Origin of the sequence: Bacillus sp. FJAT-22090 (genome assembly GCF_001278755.1) — a bacterium.
Taxonomy (GTDB): Bacteria; Bacillota; Bacilli; order Bacillales_A; family Planococcaceae; genus Psychrobacillus.
Genome location: NZ_CP012601.1, coordinates 2268409 through 2290931 on the forward strand (window position 1 = coordinate 2268409; position 22523 = coordinate 2290931).

At 35.5% G+C, this 22523-nt stretch carries 20 protein-coding genes; 7 read left to right on the top strand and 13 right to left on the bottom strand.

The features are described 5' to 3' along the window. From AM499_RS11525 to AM499_RS11540, 4 genes are read right to left on the bottom strand one after another with little or no spacing between them, the layout of a single operon-like run. Positions 1-1284 carry a TRAP transporter large permease gene (locus tag AM499_RS11525; RefSeq protein ID WP_053590353.1) on the bottom strand — a complete coding sequence of 428 codons (1284 nt, stop codon included), beginning with the start codon at positions 1282-1284 and terminating at the stop codon, positions 1-3. Then, positions 1281-1790, bottom strand: coding sequence for a TRAP transporter small permease (locus tag AM499_RS11530; protein WP_231687445.1), 510 nt, complete (start codon positions 1788-1790; stop codon positions 1281-1283). Before AM499_RS11530 ends, AM499_RS11525 begins: the two co-directional genes overlap by 4 nt. A gap of 12 nt (positions 1791-1802) precedes the next feature. Next, complete coding sequence (locus tag AM499_RS11535) at positions 1803-2828, bottom strand: DctP family TRAP transporter solute-binding subunit (RefSeq protein WP_053590354.1); 1026 nt, start codon at positions 2826-2828, stop codon at positions 1803-1805. Beyond that, the gene (locus tag AM499_RS11540) at positions 2825-3493 is read right to left on the bottom strand and encodes a GntR family transcriptional regulator (RefSeq protein ID WP_053590355.1); all 669 of its coding nucleotides are present in this window, start codon (positions 3491-3493) and stop codon (positions 2825-2827) included. Before AM499_RS11540 ends, AM499_RS11535 begins: the two co-directional genes overlap by 4 nt. Before the next feature lie 101 nt (positions 3494-3594). Between AM499_RS11540 and AM499_RS11545 the strand changes: the two genes are divergently transcribed. Then, positions 3595-4950: an FAD-binding oxidoreductase gene (locus tag AM499_RS11545; protein WP_053590356.1), complete on the top strand. Its 1356-nt coding sequence runs from the start codon at positions 3595-3597 to the stop codon at positions 4948-4950. 341 nt (positions 4951-5291) lie between these two features. Here the strand turns inward: AM499_RS11545 and AM499_RS11550 are convergent, their stop codons facing one another. Both AM499_RS11550 and guaC read right to left on the bottom strand, forming a co-directional pair. After that, positions 5292-5720, bottom strand: coding sequence for a VOC family protein (locus AM499_RS11550; protein ID WP_053590357.1), 429 nt, complete (start codon positions 5718-5720; stop codon positions 5292-5294). A gap of 116 nt (positions 5721-5836) precedes the next feature. Beyond that, positions 5837-6820, bottom strand: a complete 984-nt coding sequence (gene guaC / locus AM499_RS11555) for a GMP reductase (RefSeq protein WP_053590358.1) — start codon at positions 6818-6820, stop codon at positions 5837-5839. 394 nt (positions 6821-7214) lie between these two features. Between guaC and AM499_RS11560 the strand changes: the two genes are divergently transcribed. Beyond that, complete coding sequence (locus AM499_RS11560) at positions 7215-9032, top strand: thioredoxin domain-containing protein (RefSeq protein WP_053590359.1); 1818 nt, start codon at positions 7215-7217, stop codon at positions 9030-9032. Between the two features lie 515 nt (positions 9033-9547). Here the strand turns inward: AM499_RS11560 and AM499_RS11565 are convergent. Continuing rightward, on the bottom strand, positions 9548-9769 hold the full coding sequence (locus AM499_RS11565) for a hypothetical protein (RefSeq protein WP_053590360.1): 222 nt from the start codon (positions 9767-9769) through the stop codon (positions 9548-9550). 230 nt (positions 9770-9999) lie between these two features. On the opposite strand from AM499_RS11565, the gene AM499_RS21860 reads away from it, so the two are divergent. The 3 genes from AM499_RS21860 (at position 10000) to menC (ending at position 12573) form a co-directional block, all read left to right on the top strand. Beyond that, complete coding sequence (locus AM499_RS21860) at positions 10000-10143, top strand: hypothetical protein (RefSeq protein WP_197275548.1); 144 nt, start codon at positions 10000-10002, stop codon at positions 10141-10143. Positions 10144-10239: 96 nt separating this feature from the next. Further along, entirely contained in the window at positions 10240-11373 is a 1134-nt protein-coding gene (locus AM499_RS11570; protein WP_053590361.1) for a M20 peptidase aminoacylase family protein, read from the top strand. A 90-nt stretch (positions 11374-11463) separates the two neighbouring features. Further along, positions 11464-12573, top strand: coding sequence for an o-succinylbenzoate synthase (gene menC, locus AM499_RS11575; protein WP_053590362.1), 1110 nt, complete (start codon positions 11464-11466; stop codon positions 12571-12573). A gap of 49 nt (positions 12574-12622) precedes the next feature. On the opposite strand, the gene AM499_RS11580 is transcribed toward menC, so the two are convergent. Together AM499_RS11580 and AM499_RS11585 are read right to left on the bottom strand one after the other, a co-directional pair. After that, complete coding sequence (locus tag AM499_RS11580) at positions 12623-13393, bottom strand: hypothetical protein (RefSeq protein ID WP_053590363.1); 771 nt, start codon at positions 13391-13393, stop codon at positions 12623-12625. A gap of 162 nt (positions 13394-13555) precedes the next feature. Continuing rightward, entirely contained in the window at positions 13556-15868 is a 2313-nt protein-coding gene (locus AM499_RS11585; protein WP_053590364.1) for a 5'-nucleotidase C-terminal domain-containing protein, read from the bottom strand. A 282-nt stretch (positions 15869-16150) separates the two neighbouring features. On the opposite strand from AM499_RS11585, the gene AM499_RS11590 reads away from it, so the two are divergent. After that, positions 16151-17131 carry a proline dehydrogenase family protein gene (locus tag AM499_RS11590; protein ID WP_082355254.1) on the top strand — a complete coding sequence of 327 codons (981 nt, stop codon included), beginning with the start codon at positions 16151-16153 and terminating at the stop codon, positions 17129-17131. Between the two features lie 420 nt (positions 17132-17551). Here the strand turns inward: AM499_RS11590 and AM499_RS11595 are convergent, their stop codons facing one another. From AM499_RS11595 to AM499_RS11605, 3 genes are read right to left on the bottom strand one after another with little or no spacing between them, the layout of a single operon-like run. Then, the gene (locus AM499_RS11595; RefSeq protein WP_053590366.1) at positions 17552-18667 is read right to left on the bottom strand and encodes a PepSY domain-containing protein; all 1116 of its coding nucleotides are present in this window, start codon (positions 18665-18667) and stop codon (positions 17552-17554) included. Positions 18668-18705: 38 nt separating this feature from the next. Beyond that, positions 18706-20067 (bottom strand): sensor histidine kinase, encoded by a 1362-nt coding sequence (locus tag AM499_RS11600; RefSeq protein ID WP_053590367.1) that lies wholly within the window; start codon positions 20065-20067, stop codon positions 18706-18708. Beyond that, a complete protein-coding gene (locus AM499_RS11605; RefSeq protein WP_053592178.1) occupies positions 20057-20764 on the bottom strand; it encodes a response regulator transcription factor in 708 nt (235 codons plus the stop codon). The genes AM499_RS11600 and AM499_RS11605 overlap by 11 nt, the downstream gene beginning before the upstream one ends. A 321-nt stretch (positions 20765-21085) precedes the next feature. Between AM499_RS11605 and AM499_RS11610 the strand changes: the two genes are divergently transcribed. Then, a complete protein-coding gene (locus tag AM499_RS11610; RefSeq protein WP_053590368.1) occupies positions 21086-21679 on the top strand; it encodes a transposase in 594 nt (197 codons plus the stop codon). A gap of 25 nt (positions 21680-21704) precedes the next feature. Here AM499_RS11610 and AM499_RS11615 read toward each other — a convergent pair whose 3' ends face one another. Then, complete coding sequence (locus tag AM499_RS11615; RefSeq protein WP_053590369.1) at positions 21705-22499, bottom strand: gamma-glutamyl-gamma-aminobutyrate hydrolase family protein; 795 nt, start codon at positions 22497-22499, stop codon at positions 21705-21707. Positions 22500-22523 lie beyond the last annotated feature (24 nt).

The following is a 22523-nucleotide window of genomic DNA, read 5'->3' on the forward strand; positions in this document are numbered from 1 at the left end:
TTACTTAAAAAAACTTGGTAGCCATAAAGACAAACTCGGCACAAATGTAATAACGATTAAACAAATAATCATCGAGAATAGAAACGGAATAACTGCCATGACTATTCTTTCAAACTTTACATTTCCTACACTGGAGGCTACAAATAAGTTTACACCAAGTGGCGGCGTGATAAAACCAATCGCTAAGTTAGAGACTAAAATAACGCCAAAATGTATTGGATCAATACCCACTGCAACAACAATAGGTAATAATATTGGTGTTAAAATTACGAGCGCAGATATAGTATCTATGAACATACCAACTATTAATAGTATGATATTAATCGCTATTAAAATGACAATTGGATTAGTAGATAATTCTGTTAAGAAAGTTGAAATATCATTTGGAACTTGTTCTAACGTCATAAAGTAAGCAAAGGAAACAGAAAGTCCAATAATAATCATTGTTGTTGCATTAATGACAACTGCTTCTCGAAAACATTCATAGACAGTTTTCCATGTAAGTTCTTTATATACATATAGTCCTACTATTAAAGAATAAACTACTGCTACTACCGCAGCTTCTGTTGGAGAGAAAAATCCCCCATATATACCACCTAATATGATAACCGGAATAAGTAATGCCCATTTTGCATCAAAAGTAGCTTTTAAAACATCCTTAAATGAAAAAATTGCATTTTGTTCTGAAGTATACCCTCTCTTTTTCGCAATTATATAAGCTGTTATCATTAGAGCAATTCCAATTAGAATTCCTGGAAGAATACCCGCTAAGAACATACTTCCTACAGATACACTCCCTATTACTCCATATAATACGAAAGGAATAGAAGGTGGAATTATAACACCTATAGAGCCAGCAGATGCAGAAACTGCAGCCGCGAATCCTCCATCGTATCTCTTCTTTTTCATTTCAGGAATCATAAAACCACCGATTGCGGCAACCGTTGCTGGACCTGAACCGGATATTGCCGCAAAAAACATCGAAGCAACAACAGTCACTAAAGAAAGTCCACCTACAATCCAACCTACCATTGCTGCAGCCATATCTAGTAAACGTTTGGAAACCCCGCCTTTACTCATCAGCACCCCCGCGAGCATGAAAAAAGGAATTGCCAATAAAGGAAATGAATCAAGAGAAGTAAATGCTTTTTGTGCAATAATCCCAAGGGGTAATGTAGAACCAAAATAAATGGCAACTAGAGCTGAAATTCCAAGAGAAATGGCAATCGGTACACCGACTAATAAGCAAATGAATAACGTTCCAAATAATAATGCTACTGTCATGCGATTATCTCCTCATCTGCTGGTTTGTCATAGTTTCCTTTCCATACCTCCACTAGTTGTACAATTAATCGAATAGCCATTCCTAACCCCCCAAGTGGGATAGCTAAGTAAGCAATCCAAACTGGAATTTGCATAGCAGGTGCTAGTTGGCCATGTTCAATACTACTCAACACTAGTTCTGTTCCAAATACCGCCAAAAAGAGTGCCATAACAAACCATATGAGAATTGAAATTGTTTCTAGTACTTGACGAAAAGTTCCATGGAAGCGTGTAACAAACGCTTCCACTCTTATATGTTGTCGTAATTTTACGGAATAGCTTGCGCCGATCCAAACTTGAAAAATATGAATATACCTTGCCATTTCCTCTGTCCAACTAGGAGCAGATTCAAAAACTTTTCTACCAACTACTTGTCCAAAAATTAAGGCAACCATAATAACAAGTGACCAAACAAGGAGGATTTCTTCAAACTTTGCAAATTTCTTTAACATAAAAATTTTTCCCATCCCTTCCCCTTATTATTGATTGTTTGCATCCTCAGCCATTTTAACTAAATCTTCACCAATTTCTGAAACGTATTTATCGTAAACAGATTTCGTTGCATCTTTAAATTCTTCACGTTCTTCTGGAGTTAGTTCATTCACTTTCATTCCTGATTCTTTCAGTTTGTTTAAGAAATCTACGTCTTGTTCTTGAGCAAGCTTACGTTGTTCTGTTCGATATTCTTCAGAAGTCTTTACAACCAACTGTTGAAGATCTTCTGGTAATGAATTGAAAAATTCATTATTCATCAACAAAATAGTTGCGGCATAGACATGTGAAGTAATTGTTAAGTAGTCTTGTACTTCATAAAACTTGTTTGTGTAATAGAGAGAAATCGGTGATTCCATTGCATCATATGTTTTTTGCTGAAGTGCTGTATATAGCTCACCAAATGCAAATGGGGATGCGTTTGCACCGAATGCTTTAAATGTATCTGTATGGACCGGATTTTCAAGTGTACGATATTTCAATCCTTTTAAGTCAGCTATGCCATGAATCGGACCGTTATTGTTAGACATATGACGGAAACCATTCTCAGCAAAAACAAGTCCCTTCAAATCATTGTTCTCCAATTCTCCAAGTAATTGTTCTCCAAGAGCACCATCCAACGCTCGGTATGCAGCGTCATGATCATTAAACAAAAATGGTAAATCGAATACCATAAATTTTTTATTGAAAGATGCAAGAGGTGCTACGGCTGGAATGGTCATTTCAATATTTCCAAGTTGAACTGCTTCAATCGCTTCTCGGTCTGAGGCATATAGTTGTCCATTTGGATATAACTCAACTTTTAACCTACCATCAGACTCTTTTTCAAGTTTTTCTTTAAAAGTTTCTGCTGCAATATGAGAGGATTGCTCTTCAGAAACTAAGTACGCGATTCGAATTGTGTAAGAACCTTCGGACTCCCCTGTACTAGATGTAGTTACTGTTTCTGTAGGTCTTCCACATGCGGATAGTGTTATAACAATAATCAGTAATAATGCGAATAATTTTTTCATTTCATTTCCCCCTGAGTACAATATGATAAAAATCTTTTTTCTACATTATCTAGGTGACTTGTCATAAGTTGTTTAGCTAAATCTTTTTGATGATTTTGAAGTGCTTTTACTATCTTTGTATGCTCGTGGTAAGCTTCCTCCGCACTCACTTGTAACGTATTGGAAAGAATCAGAAATGCTCGATTAACTCCAGCATTAGAATCATGTATAAGCTCCACTAGCTTCTTATTGTCTCCAATACTTGCAAGAATTAAATGAAACTCTCGGTCTAAATCGATAAATGAATGAAAATCATTACGATTTATCGATTCTAATTGTTCTTCCAAATTGTTTTGTAAATCATACAGTATTTTTTCAGAGACTTTATCTGTATTTTTATCGATATTGTAAATTTCTAAAAGTCTTCTAATTTCCATATAATGTAGCCCATCAACGATTGAAAAAGTAGCTACAGTTGCTGGCTTTGCTTTATTTAACTGTATAAGCCCTTCTGCTGCTAACCTCTTTAATGCTTCACGAATTGGAGTACGACTGATTCCTAGATCCATTGCCAATTTTTCTTCTGGTAGCTCTTCGTTTTGTTCAAGCTTTCCGGCGATGATTGAATCTTTTATACTCTTAAATGCTTGATCTGCAAGAGTTTCTTTTGGAAGTATCTTTTTCAAATGTCCCCCTCCTTCCTGTATACTGTATACAAGCATAATATATTATGCTACTATTCTTGTAAACAAAAATTTTGGAATTATTAGAAAGTTAGGTGTTTTTAATGATGTTGAATAGTTTGATTGAAAAACTAGGAAACAAAAAAGTGAGTCAAAGTGAATCAGAGTTATATCGCCACAGTAGAGATGAATCTTCACATCCCCGGGTAGAACCAGATTTTGTGTTTTTCCCAGAAAATGTGGAGGATGTTGTGAAAGTACTTCAATTAGCAAATGAATATGATGTTCCAGTAACGCCATATGGTGCTGGTTCTGGCTTAGAGGGCCAAGCTATTCCAATTAATAAAGGGATTTCAGTGAACTTCGATCAAATGAATAAAGTAGTGGAGTTTTTCCCAGAAGATTTGATGATTACAGTAGAACCTGGAATGACACGTCTTCAGCTAAATGAGTATGTAAATAAACATGGACTATACTTCCCAATTGACCCAGGTGCTGATGCTTCTATAGGAGGTATGGTTGCAACCAATGCAAGTGGTACTACAGCAGTACGTTATGGTTCGATGCGCGACCAAGTATTGGACTTAGAAGTAGTTCTAGCAAATGGAAGTATTATACATACTGGTTCAAAAGCGAAAAAATCATCTTCTGGTTATCATTTAAATGGAATTTTCACTGGTTCTGAAGGAACTCTAGGTATCATAACGAAGGTTACAGTTAAACTGCATGGTATTCCCGAAAAAGTTTTAGCTGCACGTTGCACATTTGAAACTCCAGGTGAATGTGCAGAAGCTGCTCAAGCTGTTCTATCAAGTGGTATTCAAATAATGCGTATGGAACTAGTGGACTCTGAAAGCATAAAACAAGTAAATGAATACGGAAATTATACATTTCCAGAAGCACACTCCCTTTTCTTTGAATTTGCTGGCTCACCGAATATCGTGGAAGAAGAAGCTACAGTTGTAGAAGAACTAATGAAAGAATTTGGCTGTAAAAACTGGGAACGCGCAAATTCTTCGAAAGAACGTACAGAACTCTGGAAAGCACGTCATGAAATGGCATATGCATATAAGCATATAAAAGGGAAAGTATCTACGGGATCGGATTCATGTGTTCCTATTTCAAAACTCGCTGAAATGGTTGTATTTGGTCGTAAAATACTAGAAGAAAGCGGACTAATAGGAGGAGTATTTGGACACGTTGGCGATGGTAACTTCCATACGCTTGTTATGTATGATCCAGATAATTCAGTAGAAGTTGAAAAAGCAGAATATACAAATTCACAAATTGCGTTGAAAGCGATCGAACTTGGTGGTACATGCACAGGTGAACATGGGGTAGGTCTAGGGAAAATGAAATACCAAGTTGCCGAGCATGGGGAAGCTGTTGAATTAATGAAATCAGTTAAAGCGTTATTTGACCCAAAAGGCATTCTAAATCCTGGAAAAATATTTTATTAATAATAAGAAAAACGCTTATCGAACGCTTTAAAGCAATACGTGTGAGACATTTCATTTGGGAAATTTTATAAAATTTCCTACTACTGATTAATGCCAGGAAAAATACGTCCATATAAATTTTTTCCGTCCACATAAAAAGTTTTCTGTCCGTATAAAATCTTTTCTGTCCACATAAAAAGTTTTCTGTCCGTATAAAATCTTTTCTGTCCACATAAAAAGTTTTCTGTCCGTGCAGTAAACTTTTGAACACTAAGTTTACGGTAGTTGAATTATATAAACTTTCATTATCTATTAAAAAAGGACTGTACAACAAATTACGTTGTAGTACAGTCCTTGCTATTCTATTGAGGCATTTGATCGGTTTCAAGGCTTAGTTGCCACTCGATACCGAACTTGTCCTTCACAGAACCGTAGCATTTACTCCAGAAAGTTTCTTGGAGCTCCATCCCTACTTTTCCGCCTTCTTTAAGTGCTTCAAATGCTGATCTAATTTCATTTTCATCTCTACTTACAACTGCTAAGCTAATATTATTGCCTTCAATAAAAGGAGAACCAGGAAAAACATCAGAAAACATGACATTGCTTCCACTAATATTTAGTCGAGTATGCATAACTAAATCTTTTGCTTCCTCTGGTAGCGTGTAATCGGGACTTGGTGGCGCTTCACCGAAAGTCATTATTTGTGGCTTTTCTGTTTTAAAAACTTCTGCGTAAAACTCTGCAGCTTCACGACAATTTCCATTAAAATTAAGATATACATCAACAGCCATTTGATACACTCCTCTACTTTTTAATGTTATTCATGTAATAATGAATGACAAGATTATTGTAGCATTTGTCTGTTTGAAAAAATATATACCTCTGTTAATTTTATGAAAAAAATTGTTTAATAAACTTTATCACCATTAAAAATTGAATTTTTAACGATAACATAATCTACATTTCGGATAGCTTCAAGTTTATTTCCTCCAGCATATGAAATAGAAGATTGAAGATCTTGCTCCATTTCTTTCAATGTATCCTCAAGTGGCCCTTTGTGTTCTACATACATTTTTTTGCCTTCTACATTTTTCTTTTCGCCTTTTTGGAATTCAGAAGCAGAACCGAAATATTCTTTATAGAGCTTTCCATCTTTTTCGATTGTTTTTCCTGGAGACTCTTCGTGACCAGCAAATAGTGATCCAATCATTACCATAGATGCACCAAAGCGTACAGATTTAGCGATATCACCATGCGTACGGATTCCTCCATCAGCAATAATCGGTTTGCTTGCAGCCTTTGCACACCAACGAAGTGCTGCTAGTTGCCAACCACCCGTCCCAAAGCCTGTTTTAATCTTCGTAATACATACTTTACCTGGACCAATTCCTACTTTAGTTGCATCGGCACCAGCATTTTCTAATTCTCTAACCGCTTCTGGTGTTCCAACATTACCTGCAATAACAAAGCTAGCTGGTATATGTTTTTTAATATGTTGAATCATATTAATTACTGCATTCGAGTGTCCATGTGCAATATCAATTGTTATAAATTCAGGTACTATTTGTTCCTCTGCTAATTGCTCAATAAATGAATATTCTTCTTCTTTAACACCTACACTAATTGAAGCGATTAGTCCTCGAGATTGCATATCTTTAATAAAAGAAATCCGCTTTTCTGGTTCAAAACGATGCATGATATAGAAATAACCATTTTCCGCTAAATAATTTGCGATTTTATCGTCAATAATAGTCTGCATATTTGCAGGTACGACAGGCAGCTTAAATGTATGTCCACCTAAAGTAACAGTTGTATCACATTCAGAACGGCTATTAACAACACATTTCGCCGGAATTAATTGAATATCTTCATAATCAAATACATTATCCATGCTTAACACCCCTAAATACGAATATTAATTATCTAGATGAACTAAAATGTTCGTCCATCGGATAATTTACAGCAAATTCATGTAAATGTCAAAGGTTTTAAATTAATAAAGGACAATTAATTTGATTCCTTATTAACTTAAAACATCCGTGACATAAGTTTCTCTTAAAAGGGTAAAGGTGAAAATAGAAATGAAGGATTCTATTCTTGAAGCAGGCGCTAGCGGACAGGCAGACAAAAAATTATTCCATTTAATTAATAAGATACTTATAACACACGGTTATTTTCAACCATAAGAATCACATCGTTTAAAGACATCAAGATGCTTAGGAATACCAAATAGTTTTTAGTGGAAACATATTAGAAAAAATTTCCCTAAAGAAGGTGGTTTTAATATGACTACTAATAAAAATATTACCAATCGATTAATCGCCGAAAAATCTCCTTACTTATTACAACACGCACATAACCCTGTTGATTGGTTTCCATGGGGTAAAGAAGCTTTTGATAAAGCGAAACTCGAAAACAAGCCAGTATTCGTAAGCATCGGCTATAGTACTTGCCATTGGTGTCACGTGATGGAAAGAGAATCATTTGAAGATCAAGAAGTTGCTAATCTATTGAATAAGTACTTTATTTCCATAAAAGTAGACCGAGAAGAGCGTCCTGATATCGATTCCATCTATATGAATGTATGTCAGATGCTTACTGGTCAAGGTGGGTGGCCACTTCATGTGTTTTTGACTGCAGATCAAAAGCCTTTCCATGCTGGAACTTACTATCAGAAAGAAAGTAAACATGGGCGTACAGGAATGCTCGACCTTTTACCACAAATCTATAATATTTATATGAATGAACAATCCCAAGTTGTTCATATTAGCAATAAACTTACGGAGGCCTTAAATGAAGTTCCTCCATCAAATGAGAGCTCTATTCCACCTAATACAATTGACCAAGCCTATCAACAGTTAACTGGCAATTTTGATACGCAATATGGTGGTTTTGGAACTGAGCCTAAGTTTCCCTCCCCGACCAAGTTATTATTCTTATTGCGATATTATTATGCAAATAAAGATGATAATGCGTTAAATATGGTGGAAGCGACCCTTGATGGAATTGCACGTGGAGGGATATACGATCATATTGGATATGGTTTTGCTCGATATTCCACAGATGAAATGTGGCTTGTTCCACATTTCGAAAAAATGCTATATGACCAAGCGTTACTGTTACTTGCCTATACGGAAACATATCAAATTACGGAAATTCCTCAATATAAAGAAATTGTTTATAACACGATTGAATTTATCGAACGGGAGATGACTCATCCAGATGGAGGTTTTTATTCGGCTATTGATGCGGATAGTGAAGGTACAGAAGGTACTTATTATATTTGGTCGTTATCAGAAGTATTGGATATATTGGGTGAACACGAAGGAAATCTGTTTGCTAAAGCATATGATCTTACAGAGGAAGGGAACTTTGAAGGTAAAAATATCCCTAATTTAATTTATTCTGATGCAAAATCCTTAGTAGAGGAATACGATATTTCTTTGGATGAGTTAGAAGAGCGTTTGGAAGCATCACGTAAGTTACTATTTAATAAACGTCAAACTCGGGTATATCCTCATCTTGATGATAAAATACTTACCTCTTGGAATGGACTACTTATTGCAGCTCTCGCAAAAGCTGGTGCTACCTTTGCAGAATCAAGATTTATTGACCTTGCAACTAAAGGAATACAGTTTATAGAACAACATTTAATGAAAGAGAATGTGCTATATGCACGCTACAGGGATGGCGAAGCGAAGCATTTGGCTTACTTGGATGATTATAGTAATATCATTTGGGCTGTAATCGAATTACATCAAGCAACTGGGAACGAAGAATATATTGGGAAAGCAACAAAGTTAGCAACTACTCTATTTACCCATTTTGAAGACAAGGAAAATGGAGGTTTCTATTTCACAAATAAAGAAGCAGAAAAGCTAGTTATACGTGAAAAGTCTGCATTAGATGATGCAACACCTTCAGGAAATGGTACAGCAGCGATGCAGCTTTGGCGATTAGCAAAAATTACAGAAGATATGGAGCTACTGAAAAAAGTCGAACACCTTTTTTCCGCATTTACAGACGATGCTATTCAGTACCCATCTGCTGTTCTTTCCACATTAAGTGCACAACTGGGCTTTATGGTTGAAGCCGTGAAATAAAATTAAGTGGTGGTCCTGCTTCAGAAATACTACACTACTTACACAAAACATTTCGACCGTATGATCTCTGGACACATGATAAGGCAGCTACATCGCTTTCGGTTCAGATCTGTCAAAATAACGTTTGCCACACCCCACTAACCAATTTGGAACAGATTATGCAAGAGTTGTCATAGAAGGGCAAAAGGCACTTAATTAGTGCCTTTAAATCGAAGAAAAGAAGGTATTTGGATAATTGTTCTCCTTTCTTATTTTGAACTCTCGTCATCAATTTCTATTACCTTAAAATTATTCTGCCTCAGTAAATAGAAAACAAAAAAAGGGTAACATTTCATTGGATTGGAGAAGCGTCCGCTTGACTCCTGCGGCAAAAGCGAGACAAACGAGACCCTGCAGGAGCGTAGCGACGAAACGCTCGGTGCTCGCCCGCGGAAAGCAAGCGGTAAGCTTCGGAAAACCCCATCTATCCTATATAAAATAAATTCGAGTTTTTTTACATTCTGAAGACACTTTATTTAGTGCTTTTTAACTTTTCCATTATACTCCAGATGGAATTCCTTTCTCCCATCCATATATGCTTCTATCAATATAATTCGTTCACTTAATTCGAGTATAGCCTGCATAATTTGATGCTGCTCCATTTTGTTTATATTCGAATACAGTTCCATATATTCTACTGATTCTCCTACTCTTCTTAGACTCTGATTCATAGCCTGTACAAAATACTCAATTTTCACCTGGCATACCCCCATTCCTATGTATACGTACTATATTAGATCGTTTTAGAGTTGTTTCAAGTGTCAGAATTATTCGTATTTTTTATCTATGCCATTTTGAATGGTTTTAATCAATTACTTTTCATTTTTGCTTATGTTTAATCAATCAAAATTTTATTTTCAGACTATATTAGTAAATAAATAGACCGTTTCTAAATATACTAGACTTAAAGGGTTGAGGAGGAGAATGGTTGTATCCTAATTATGTTGATTCGGAAGAAATGGACATGAGACAGAATTTAGATTTAATTGCTTCCCTTAATATGATTGCAGAAGGAAGTCCAGTTCATCTCCTTGATGAACAAGAGCTTGTACAAGAAGACAATAAGATTTAGTTCCCCACATTTGTGGGGTTTTTTAAATAGATTTATAATCGGTCTTTTCCACCGATAAGTAAATAGACGAATAATTTAGAAGAAAGGAAATTAAACATGAATAACGCGCTAGAAGATATAAGGCCAATTGTGGAATCGGTTTTTCACCATCTGCATAATAATCCGGAGGTTAGTTGGAAAGAAGTTGAAACTACAAATTATTTAGTTGATTTGTTAGTTAACGAGGGGTTTGATGTTACGACTTTCGATGATTCCACTGGACTTCTTGTTACTCTTGGAAATGGCAAGCCATGCGTAGGACTGAGAACAGATATGGACGCCCTTTGGCAGGAAGTAAATGGTGTATTCCAGGCAAATCATTCTTGTGGTCATGATGCACATATGACGATGGCAGTTGGTACACTGCTATTATTAAAAAAACTAGCTGTACCTCAGCAAGGAACTTTGAAAGTATTGTTTCAACCAGCTGAAGAAAAAGGAACGGGAGCCCTTTCGTTTATTGATAGAGGTTTGGTTGATGATATGGACTTCTTATATGGCGTTCACCTTCGGCCTATTCAGGAATTAGAACAAGGTTACTGTTCCCCAGCCATAATCCATGGTGCCGCAAAGCTTTTGAACGGGAAAATCCACGGGATCGAAGCACACGCCGCTCGACCACATCTTGGTATAAATGCTATTGAAGTTGGTGCACAAATTGTACATGCAATTCAGGCAATCTACTTAGACCCAATGGAGTCTTATTCGGCAAAGCTCACAAGATTTCAAGCCGGAGGAGAATCAGGAAATATTATTCCTGGAAATGCTGAATTCAGTATAGACTTAAGAGCGCAATCTAATGTAGCAATGGATGAGCTGATTTCAAAAGTGGAGAACGCTATCCTCTCTATTGCAGCACTTCATCAGATTACAATCGACTACCATATAGAAACGGAAATTGTTGCTGCAGAGGTAGATGCAACAGCAGTCGAAATATTGAAAGAGGCAATTATTCATACAGTTGGAGAAGACTTTTGTGTACCTCCTATTGTTACACCTGGTGGTGAAGATTTTCATTACTATCCTGTAAAAAGACCTACCATAAAGGCGACAATGCTCGGACTTGGCTGTGATTTAGCTCCAGGATTACATCACCCAAATATGAGCTTCAAGCATGAATCAATCTTCACTGGTATTGAAGTACTTGCCCAAACAATCATTAACACATTTCAAAAGGAAATGAATGAATGAATCCGATGAAGATGATAAACCGATAACAAATGGTACAATATTAATCGTTAATAATATTTACCATGCCACTGATCTCAAAGGAGTAATAATATGATCATTAAAGAAATTAATTTACGCAAAATGAACATGACGATGAAGTCACCCTTCACTACTAGTTTTGGTTCGATGCAAGTAAAAGAATTTCTATTATTAGAAGTAACAGACGAACTTGGAAACACAGGTTGGGGTGAATCGACTGCTTTTTCGGCTCCTTGGTATACAGAAGAAACCGTTGAAACGAATCTTCACATCATTAGGGACTTTTTGATTCCACTTGTATTAAACAGAAACTTTGTGCATCCAGATGAAGTAAGCGAATTATTTGCTCCTCTTCGCAAAAATAATATGGCTAAAGCAGCAGTTGAAGGAGCAATTTGGGATTTGTATGCTAAGAGAAATAAAGTAACACTCGCAGATGCACTTGGTGGCACTGCAGAAAAAATTGAAGTTGGAATTAGTATAGGGATTCAAAAAAGTACAGATGAATTAGTCGAGCTAGTGGGAACCTATATAAAAGAAGGATATAAACGTATAAAGGTAAAGATTAAACCAGGAAATGATATAGAAATTATTCGCGCATTACGAGGTGCTTATCCAGATGTTCCACTTATGGCAGATGCGAATTCTGCTTACACCTTAAAGGATCTAGCGTTATTACAACAGTTAGATGAGTTCAATTTAATGATGATTGAGCAACCACTTGCCTCAGACGATATTATTGATCATGCAAAACTACAAAAAGAATTAAAAACGCCTATTTGTCTAGATGAAAGCATTCTGTCCATGGAAGATGCACGCAAAGCAATCGAGCTTGGAAGCACCAAAATTATTAATATTAAGATTGGACGCGTAGGTGGTTTAACCGAATCGAAAAAAATCCATGATTATTGTATGGATAAAGGGGTTCCTGTATGGTGTGGTGGGATGCTCGAAGCTGGCATAGGACGCGCACATAATATAGCACTTACAACACTTCCAAACTTTCTTCTACCAGGTGACACATCAGGCTCTTCTCGTTATTGGGAGGAAGACATTATTAAACCGGAAGTAGTAGCTGAGGATGGCTATATAAATGTGCCAAAAGCTTATGGCATTGGTTATGAGCCAAATCTAGATGTGATGAATCGTTATACAGTAGAGCAATTTTATTTTAAAGGTTAATTGAACAGACAAAAAGTCCAGATTCAATAGAATCAGAACTTTTTTGTTGTTAGTTAATTTCTAACCTATTTGTGTTTGTTGCTAATAAATTATTTAATTTGTTTTCAGTAGCATTTACTTGTGCTACTAAATCTTGCAGAAGAGGACTATTTTCTACCCCTTCCAATTTATTCTCTAATGCTCTAATTTTTTTCATTTTAAGGCTTAAATTTTTTGTATCTCCTTTATCCAATGAGTCATTCACATTTTCTAAAGCTATATAGATTGTAATCGGAAGAACTAGTTCAGAACGCTTTTCTTGTGCTGGAAGTTTATAAGTTGAAATTAACGAGTCACGATTTTGTTTTCCATCAACTTTATAAAATATGGACGTTCCTCTTCTTAATTCTCTAGAAAGTAAATGAAAATATTTTTCAAGTGCTTCCCAATCTTTTGCTGCTTTTGCAGATTCTATTGCTGAAATTAAAGGTAATATGGTGTTTTTTCCATATACATTTGCTTGTTCATAGGAAACTAAAGGGATTGATTTCTTTACTCCTTCCTTTCTGTTTACTTTTGTTTTGTCTATTTGGTTGGCTTTTATTTTGTTTTCGTTATAATCTTTATCTCTACTTTTATCGTCAAAGTGTCGTTTGTCTCTTTCTTGATTTTTAAATTTTTCCATCATTTGATGTGATTGTTTCCAATCTCCTGAATGGTTTCTTTCCCACTCTTTATCTCTTCCATCGTCTCCCTGAGCATTTCCGACTAATGGACCTCCGATCAAAGATGCCGATAACAGCGTAGTTGCTGCAGTAACTATTAATGTGTTTTTCTTCATACAAAAATTCCTCCTCTTTCTTTTGGAAAGTAAGTACTGTCTTCTGTATTAAGATTTAATTTTGACTCTTATTCTAAATATCCTATTTTCAATAAACTAAACATTTTAAATCAATAAAAAATTCCTCTCCCTATTGCTAGAAAGAGGAATTTTTTTATTGATTTATTTTTTTACGTCTACAATTCTGCCTTCTACTTCATTCTTAACTGTTTTCAATAATTGAAGTTGTTCTTGAAGATTTTCCCAATCTGAAAGACCTAAATCTGTTACACGGCCTTCTTCATAAGCCTTTTTGAATACATCATAGCCATCTCCACCTTTTGCAGTGAATGCATTTGTAGCTATGACATATTTTTCATCATCTTTAAGTTCTACAAAAGTACCGTCAGCACCTTTGTATTTAATAGAAACAACACGTTCTCCAGTAGGCTTAGATGAGTCAAATTCCACTTTTGCTCCAGAAACATGTAAGAAGCCACCATTTTCTTTTGGATAAGATTTGAAACTAATTTCAAAAGCCGCTTTTAATTCGGCACCGGTTACTTCCATTGTTGCTAATGTATTACCAAACGGAAGCACTGTAATTACTTCCCCAACAGTAATCGGACCAGCATCAATTGAAGCACGAATTCCTCCACCATTTTGAAGAGCCATAATTACTTTATCATTATACTTCTTCGCTTTTGAAAGCATTCCGTCTGTAATGATATTTCCAAGTGCTGTCTCGTTTTTACGAACGCTCGGATCCGTGTCTTCTTTAACACGAGGATTTGTTAGTTCACTTTCTGCTACTGCACCAATTTCTTTTACTTTAATTTCTTCAATTTTTTCAGAGTAAGTTTTTAATAATGCAGCAGCTGCTGGATCTTCTGTTTGATCTTTGATTGGAATTAATTTTCCAGCATGACTAACAACTTTACCCTCTTTATTGAAGTTTACATCAAGTGTTCCTAAAAACTCACTGTACTGATAAGCTTGTACAATTACAGTAGGATCTTTTACTGCACCGTTTTTATCTTTATTTACTATTACAGGTTTATCTAGTTGTGTATGGCTATGTCCACCAACAATTACGTCAATCCCATTAACTGCCGCTGCTAGTAATAAATCGTTATCATAAGTTGGATTATCATCATAACCAATATGAGTTACTGCGACCACCTTATTAACACCTTGTTTTTCAAATTCATCTACCATTGTTTGTGCTGCTTTAATGTAATCAGTAAATGTCACATCTTTTGGACTTGAAATATCAACAGTTTCAGCAGTTGTTAAGCCGAATAAACCAACTTTTTGGCCATCAACTTCTTTAATAATACCGCTATAAATTTGACCATCTTTCGGATCAGAAGAAACGTTTACATTGAATAATCCTTTTAGATTCACATCTTTGGAGAAGTCTGCATTTGCACTAACGAATGGGAAATTAGATTTTTGAATAAATTCGCTAAGCGCTTTATGACCTTCTGGAGTCGATCCTAAATCAAATTCATGGTTACCAAAAGTCATTACATCATAATCCATTAATTTCATTAGTTCTAAATCAGCTTGTCCTTTAAACTCGTTAAAGTAAAGAGTACCAGAGAATACATCACCAGCATCGATTAATAGCGCAGATGGTTTTTCAGCACGCACTTCTTTAATTGCAGTTAAGCGCTTAGGAGCCTGTTGCGTATTTGCGTGTGTATCATTTACATGCATAAGAGATAATGTAAATCCAGGGTTAACTTCTGCATTTACTTTTTCAACGAACGCAAGTAGTTCTTTTACTGCTGGAAGCTTTTGTTCACTAGTTAATCTCTCTAGTAATGGTTGAATAGATTCAAGAACTTTTGCAGCTTCTTTTTCTTTTCCTGCTGCAAAAAGCGCCTGTGCTTGAGTAGCTTTCATATAAACTGTTACCGGAACCATTAATTCTGAACGTTTTAGATCAGCAGGTTCTTTATATTGATCTAATAGTAGATCGCGAGCAGCCTTCCCGGAAAAACGATATAGGATTGCAGTTCTCGTTTTTAATTGAGCTGATAGTTTATGATATTCTTTTTCAAGTTTTGCCCAGTCTTTAGCAGACTCTGCCTTTTTAATTTCGTTCATAATTGGTGTTAAATATTTATCTGCATAGTTATATGCATCAATATAAGGAACAAGTCCTTTCGTTACTCTTTCTTGGTACAGTTCATCTAAACTTTTCAGTAGTGAAGATTTATTTTTAGCATTGGATTTGATGATTTCATTTCTTGCCTTTTGATAATTTGCTTTCGCAGTGTTTAATGCTTTATATGCATCAGCACTTGCCACTAGTTTACCTGACTGTGCAGGTACCACGTATGAGTATGAGGCATTTTTAATGTCTTTTCTTGCATTGTCCACTATATTCTGTAGAGAATTAGCTGCAAATGTAACACTTGAAGATGCGAATAATGATGTTGCTATAACTGCCGCAACTGCTGACTTTTTGACCTTACTGTTTTTCATAACTTACCTCCTAGTTAATGATGAAACAATTAATCTATTAGTAGATTTATATGTACCCACTATTTCTAAATTAACTGAATTACCAATATTTCGCAAGTAAAAATTCTGATAATTTTCGGTGAAGGATTTGTAAAGAAATGAAAGGATTGTTCGGAAATTAAACAAATATCTCCATTTTTCCCTAGGAATTTTTTTCATACGACATTTTCTACTCTCTTTTAATGATTACTCTTATGATTCTGTGGTATAATAAAGCATCAAAACAGAGATGGGAGTATCATTATGTTAAGAGATTTTTTTATCGCATTATCTGAAAATCAACTATTAAATGGAGCAGCAAAAAAATATGGTCTAAAAATGGGTGCACAGCATGTAGTTGCTGGTACAAATGTTGAAGAAACAATTGAGAGCATTAAAAAACTAAATGCAGTAGGAATCTCTTGTACTGTTGATAATTTAGGCGAATTTGTATTTAAAAAAGAAGAAGCTTTAGAAGCAAAAAACCAAATTATTGCTGTTATTGAAGCAATCGAGGAGAACAAAGTAGACGCTCATATTTCCTTGAAACCTTCTCAGCTTGGCTTGGATATAGACTATGATTTCGCTTTAGAAAACTTAAAAGAAATCGTGTCAATTGCGCATAAATATGGAACATTCATCAATATTGATATGGAATCACATAAACACTTGCAACCATCTTTTGACATCTTGGACGAGCTTTCAAAAGACTACGACAATGTAGGTACAGTAATTCAAGCGTATTTCTATCGAGCAGTAGAAGACATTCAAAAGTATAAAAACTTCCGCCTTCGTATTGTAAAAGGTGCATATAAAGAGCCAGAAGAATATGCATACCAAGCAAAAGAAGACATTGATAAAAACTATATTGAATTAATTGAATGGCATTTATTGAACGGTAAATTTACTTCTATCGCAACACACGATCATAATGTAATTAACCATGTAAAACAATTTATTAAAGATAACAATATTCCGAATGATAAATTCGAATTCCAAATGCTTTATGGATTCCGTACAGATATGCAATTAGAACTTGCAAAAGAAGGCTATAACTTCTGCACGTACGTTCCATTCGGTCAAGATTGGTACGGTTACTTCATGCGTCGTTTAGCTGAACGTCCACAAAACTTGAACCTTGTTGTAAAACAAGTATTCAACAAAAATACGAACACGTTAATCGGAATCGCAGCTGGTGCTTTCGCACTTGGAAGAATGACAAAACGCAATAAAAACAGACGCTAATAATCAAAAACACTGCACCGCCACAATAATGTGGCAGTGCAGTGTTTTTATTTTATTGAAAAAATGTTATTTACATGGTTACAGGAGTGTTACTGGTGCCTGTCACCAGTAACACTCCTGTAATAAAAAAACACCTCATTCTACGGGGAATGGTAGAATGAGGTGTTTTGGTATATTCCTTGTTATCGCTCAAGGTTTATTTTATTTAAATCGCCGTAAATTTTATGCCTTCTACTTCGTTTTCTTCGCTCTGTGAAAACTGTTTTATCGCTGTTTGTTTCCCCAATTATACTGAAGTTTTTGAACTTGCTCCTTCTAAACAAATTCATCAACTTTACTTACTATTCACTTGTTAACTTAATAGTAAACCAATTAAATGAGAATACGCAGAGAGTATTATTAGAAATTGATGAGAAATTCTTATTCCCATGTGACCGTAAGAATTTTCCCTGAAATTGCATGTACTTGGATAGTAGCCTTTGTCTGTTTTGCTTTCGTCGTATCTTTTGAATCACTCTCAGGTAAAGTTGCTTTCATTACAATTAAATAATATCCGCCTTCATTTGTTTTTACGAATGAACTACTTTCTACTGTACCCTTCACTTGTTGTTGAGCAGTTTTTATCGCTTGATCTTCAGAAATCAATACAGTCGTTGGTTTTTCCGGCTTTGATTCAGCTTCTGGTTTTTTTGTTTCCGTTTGAACTGACTGTGACGGTGGTGCCACTACTTGGGTATCCCCCACTTTTGTCTCTTCAGTCTTAGAAGATTCTGGTTTAGTAATGGTTTCTTCCTTTGCCACTTCTGTTTTACTTGTTTCTGGTTTAGTTACTTCTGTTTTGATAGATTCCGTTTTTGCAACTTCCTCTTTCGGCTTTTCTTCTTTTGTTTCTTCTGTCTTAGAGGCTTCTGGTTTTAAAACATCTTTTAAAGCATCTTTTATTACTTCTTTTATTGGTTTTTCTTCCTTTACAACAATAGAAGGCTTGTCCTCTATTTTTATTTGAGAAGACAGAACACCCTTCGGAGTAATAGTTTCAGCTAATATTGATTTTTCTTTTGTATCTAAGATTGTACTGGAACTTTTAGGCTTTTCATTAATTATAATTTTCGTAGGTGGCTTTACTATATCCACCTGTGTCAAAGAATTAGTAGTATCATCTATTTTTAATAATGGTTCTTCTAAAATTTCAAGAGTTTTTTCTGATGTAACATCTATCGACTCTTCCTTTTTATCATTTGCGTTCTCTACGACAAACTCATCTGTTTCCTCAAGAGAATATACATCTCCAGTAACTGCGTTCATCTCCACCACATACACAGAACCGCTTTTTGTAATTAAAGCCTTGTAAACATCTTGTTTCATCGTTACACCCGCAACTTCTGCATCAAACATTCGCTCAAGATGGGAGCGGGCTTCATTTTCAGATATCGACTGTTTATTATTTTCGTTGATTACTAGTAAAACTACGATTCCACCAGCGACTAATATTGCACTAAAAACAGGTACGAATCCTTTTCTTTTGAAAAATTTCACTCACACTTCCCCCCTCAAACCATCATACTTCACGAACATTAGAATTCGATGAGAATTTGGCTTTTCGGAATAAAAATATGAATTGTTGTTCCAAATCCTACTACGCTCTCAATTGTTAGCTCCGCAGAAATTCTTGTAGCAATATCTTTTGCAATTGCCATTCCCAGACCAGTTCCACCTGTTTTTCTATTTCTATCTTCATCTACTCGGTAAAAACGGTCATATATACGTTCTAAATCTTTTTTAGGAATTCCATTTCCGTAGTCCATAATAGAAATAATGGTTCCTTCTTCATTTTCGGTAATAATCGTTTTAATTTCTTTTTCACTATATTTTCGAGCGTTATCTAAAATAATGAAAAGCAGCTGTCTTAATTGTTCTAGATCGGTGTTTGCATAGATGGGACCTTCCCCTTTTAACAAAAACTTCCGATTATATGCAGTACGCATAGAATGCAATGTAGTTTCAACCAATTCAAACACATCAACCGTTTCAAAGTTGCGTACGGATTGCTCATTGCTCTTTGCAAGTAAAAGCATTTGAGAAATCATTTCTTTCATTCTACTCGTCTCATTAATAATTGCTTGAACGGATTCGTTGGCAATTTCTGTGTTATTAAAGCCATGTCGAGAGAGCAATTTCGCATAGCTCTCAATAACTGTCAATGGCGTTTTCAATTCATGAGAAGCATCTGAAACAAATTGTTCCTGTTTGTTATAATTTTGTTCCAACTGCTCCATCATTTCGTTAAATGCAATGCCCATTTGCGTCATTTCATCCTTACCATTTGGTGGAACAATAATTTTTTCGTACTTTCCAGAAAGTCGACTTTGAGACATTGTATTTATTAACTTTTCGATTGGATTTGTTATAATTTTCCCAAGAGTAATACTGGAAATGGTCATTAGAAGCATACCTGTTAACGTAACGCCAAGTAATATTAGTCTTAAAAATTCTAAGTTATTATCAACGTCATCTAACAGTTTCAATGTCTGTACTTCATTTACTTTTCCATCAACCCAAATTACTGGTTTACTTATAGTAAGAACAAGTGTCCCTTTAAAAGTTCCTATCGAGTATCGTTCCCCCGCTTCAAACTCCGGCACATAGTTATTTACATCATCCAGCGTTTGTACAAATAATTTCATTTCACCATCATTATTTTTCACACTTATAGCACCTTTTACAGGAATAAAAGCACGCAATATGGTGGCAGCATCATCTTCTTTTTCCATCTTACTTAGTGCAGTAATCAATTCGTCTGCGTCCGAATTTAGTTGCTTATATTCAGTATCATATGCCATTTTTTCAAATATAAAATAGATTCCTATATTCATTAAAGTTAAAATTACTAATGTTAAAAACGTGGAAAATAGGTGAATTTTTGTTTTAAGCTTCATGCTTAGACTCCTTCAAAACATAACCAACCCCACGAATAGTTTGAATTAGAGAGGACTTCTGATTCTCTTCGATTTTTTTTCGAACATATCTTATGTATACATCAACTACATTTGTATCTCCATAGTAATCAAAGCCCCATACCGCATCTAATAGCTGTTCCCTCGTTAACACTTGGTTAGGGTGTTTCATCATATAGAGCAATAGATCATATTCTCGAGGTGTTAAATTAATAGATTGCCCATTTCTAGTAATCTCTCTCGTATGTTCATTTAATATCAGTGACTCAAATATATGTATGTTTTCGTCCTTCAAAGGGAGAACAGGTGCAGTTTTAGAAAAGCGAATAGCAGAACGAACGCGAGCTAGCAGTTCCTCTATCTCGAAAGGCTTCGTCACGTAATCATTCGCACCCAGATCAAGACCCGTCACCTTATCCTCTATATCACTTTTAGCAGTGAGGAGAATCACAGGTGTATCCGATTCTGTCGCTCGTATTCTTCTAAGAACATCGAGTCCCTTCAATCCTGGCAGCATCAAATCAAGCAGAATCAGATTCCACGCTTTCTCTCGATATTTTATTAACCCATCAGTACCGGTGTAAGCTATTTCTACCGCGTAGCCTTCGAATTCTAGCTCTAATTGCAAAACACGTGCAATATTCTCTTCATCTTCAATTATCAATATCTGCTCCTTCATTGCTTTGCCTCCCCCACTTTTCTTCCATTTTATCACATAACACGCTTCTCCGGTCATCCTACAATAAGGATGCACAATGAGGAGAATGTGTGTTACAGGAGTGTTACTGGTGCCAGGCACTAGTAACACCTATGTAACAAAAGTACTTTTTTCAACAAGGTTTTAAAATTTTATTTTGGATGTTTAATTATTAGCAAAAATTCATTCTTGGATAATTAACTCTATCAAAATTAAATTGTCGCCGAAAGATGCAAATTATGACAATTGTTCTAATTTTAGTTTTGTTATATGGTGTAGGAAACTTAAGGAGGGTGTTATCCAATGGGCAGAATGAGAAGAATTTGGCAGCCAGAGATTTATTATCATGTGACGATGAGAGGGAACAACCGTCAAAATATATTTTTGAATGATGGGGATTTTGCTCTTTTTTTCCGTGCACTTGATTACACTTATGCTAAATATCCTTTTACAATTATTGCGTATTGCTTAATGAACAATCACTATCATTTATTGATTCGGTCTCCAGTCGAGCCGTTGTCCAATGTCATGGCTATATTGAATAAAAGGTACTCGGAATTTTATAAAAGAAAATACAATTATTTTGGGCAACTCTATGAAACGCGTTACTATGCAAGTATGGTATCGGACCCAATTAGTCTATTAAATGTAAGTAGCTATATTCACCAAAATCCACTAAATACAACAAGAGAGCTAGTAGGAAAAATGGAAGACTACAATTATAGTTCATATAAATACTATTATCATCAAATAAAATCGGCACACCCTTTTTTAGATACTGACTTACTTCCTTCATTAATAGCATCTTATCCTGAAATACAACCTCCAGATTACTGTACTTATTGTGAGAATTTTAGAATTCATTTAGAAGAAAAAAATCCCCTCTTCATCAACTAATGCTGACTTAAGAGAGGATGTTTAGTTACGCAATAATTTCAGTTTCTTCTACTACAGACAGTAGAGGATTGTTAGCATTACATGCTTGCACGAAAGCTGTGAAAATCGGACGAATCGAGGCTACTTGGCCCTCCATCATTTCAGGATGCCATTGTACAGCAACTACAAAGCGAGAATCTTCCCATTCTATCCCCTCGACAATTCCATCAGGAGCAGTCATCGTTGTTTTAAATCCTTTACCTAATTCTTTCACTGCCTGATGGTGAAAGCTATTAACACCAATTTCTTCAACTTGGTAAATATCGAAAAGCATAGATTCTTTTTCAATTTTCACCGGATGAAAGGCATGATGTCTCACGGCTTTAGGTACAGAGTGATTAATTCCTTCTGGTTTTTGAGATGACAAATCCTGATACAGAGTTCCTCCTGTTGCAACTGTTAATAATTGCATCCCTCGGCAGATTCCTAGAACAGGCAATGTCGTTTCAAATAAAACCTTTTGAGCAAGCCTCACTTCATGAATATCACGTTTCGGCTCAATCATTCCTAATCCGAAGAGTGGATATTCCCCATAAAAGTTTGGATCTATATCTGATCCACCTGAGAATAATACACCATCCAATTTTTCTAAAAGTGGAGTTAACGTTTCAATATCCTCTGTTATAGGCAATATAACGGGTATTCCACCAGCGCGTTCAATTGCAACGATATAGTCATCCGCAAGTAATTGCCATTCTTGATGTTTAGCACCAATACCTGCTTCCAACCCTGCTGTATCATTTGATAAATAGTTAGCACAAATACCTATAAGTGGTTTCATTTTTATTCCTCCGCCCAATGCACT